Below are 1,583 nucleotides of genomic sequence, written 5' to 3'. Positions count from 1 at the left end.
AGCGCGCCGGCAAGGCGACCAACCGCCGCCGCGTGCTGGGGCAGGCGACCAGCGCCGCCATCGGCCCGGTGGACAAGGATGCCGTCCGCGCCCGCCGCCACCGGCTGGCCGAGGGCGTGCCGGTGCCGACCCCGCCCTTCTGGGGGCCGAAGCTGATCGACCATGTGCCGCTGAAGACTCTGGTCACCTACCTGAACGAGCGGATGCTTTACCAGCTGCAATGGGGCTACCGGAAGGACGGCAAGTCCTTCGAGGAGTTCAAGGAGTGGGCGAAGAAGGAGTTGCGGCCGGTGCTCGACCGCATCCTCCGGATCGCGGCGAAGGAGGAGATCCTGCGCCCGACCGCCGTCTACGGCTATTGGAAGGCGGCGGCCGACGGCAACGACGTCATCCTGTTCGAGGAGGACGGCACCACTGAGGCCGCCCGCTTCTCGCTGCCGCGTCAGGCCAAGGAGGATGGCGAATGCATCGCCGACTTCCTGCGCGATGTGACCGATCCGGAACGGGATGTGATCGGCCTCCAGGTCGTCACCATGGGCCAGCATTGCGCCGAGGTGGCGCGCGAATGGTTCGCCGAGAACCGCTACCAGGATTATCTCTACCTGCATGGCCTGTCGGTGGAGATGACCGAGGCGATGGCGGAGTATGTCCACGCCCGCATCCGGGCGGAGCTTGGCTATGGTGCCGAGGACAGCCGCGACAAGGAGAAGCTGTTGCAGCAGTCCTATCGCGGCAGCCGCTACAGCTTCGGCTACCCGGCCTGCCCGAACCTGAAGGATCAGGAACAGCTGCTGAAGCTGCTGGACGCCGGCCGCATCGGCATCGAGATGTCGGACGAGGACCAGCTCCATCCGGAGCAGAGCACCTCCGCCATCGTCCTGCACCACCCGCGGGCCAAGTATTTCTCGGTGTGAAGTCCCCTGTTTGAGCCATGGTGCTCTCCGCCGCCCGTTCCGTGTTAGGATGGGCGGCGGAGGACCCCGATGGCTGTGGTCGACGCGCGGAACGACGAGAAGCTGCAAATCCTGCTGGACCGGATCGTCCCGGCCCTGGAGCCTGAGGCCGTCTACCTGTTCGGCAGCCGGGCGCGTGGCGATTTCGACGAGGACAGCGATTACGACCTGCTGGTGATCGTTCCGGACGATGCACCGAAGGAACGGCGGTCGATCCGCTATGCCTATGCGTCCAAGATCGGCACCGGCATTCCGGCCGACATCATTCCCTGTACACGCGCCAATTACGAAGCGTCCAAGGACGTCGTCGGCACGTTGAGCTACGAGGTCAAGCGCCGGGGACTCCGGGCCTATGGCGCCCAGGGAAGTTCAGGCATGGCTGTCCGTTGTGGAGCGCGATGTGAAGGCGATCCGCAACAACCTTTATGGTCCCGAGCCGGAACCACAAATGGCGGCCTACCACTGCCAGCAGGCGGTCGAGAAGCTTGCCAAGACCCTGCTTGTGGCAGCCGGCACGATGCCGCCGAAGACCCACGACATCGACAGCCTGGTTGGCCGATTTCCAACCGGTCATCAAGTCACCCAGCGCATAGCCGCACTGGCTCATCTCACCACATTCATCAGCACGCC

The 1,583-nt window shown here is 65.1% G+C and carries 2 protein-coding genes and 1 pseudogene; all 3 read left to right on the top strand.

The window, feature by feature from the left end; all coding sequences use genetic code 11:
* On the top strand, nt 1–914 hold a 914-nt coding region (locus I71_RS24225; protein WP_042699600.1), incomplete at its 5' end, for a vitamin B12 dependent-methionine synthase activation domain-containing protein.
* A 69-nt stretch (nt 915–983) separates the two neighbouring features.
* Nucleotides 984–1,223 (top strand): annotated as a pseudogene (locus I71_RS41110) (nucleotidyltransferase domain-containing protein); the annotation flags it as partial.
* Between the two features lie 82 nt (nt 1,224–1,305).
* A partial coding sequence (locus tag I71_RS41105; RefSeq protein WP_148294357.1) for a HEPN domain-containing protein occupies nt 1,306–1,583 on the top strand: 278 nt, incomplete at its 3' end.

Source organism: Azospirillum sp. B506 (genome assembly GCF_000333595.1).
Classification (GTDB): Bacteria; Pseudomonadota; Alphaproteobacteria; order Azospirillales; family Azospirillaceae; genus Azospirillum.
Note: the sequence above shows the minus strand (reverse complement) of the source record. Positions and strands in the feature narration are given on the sequence as shown.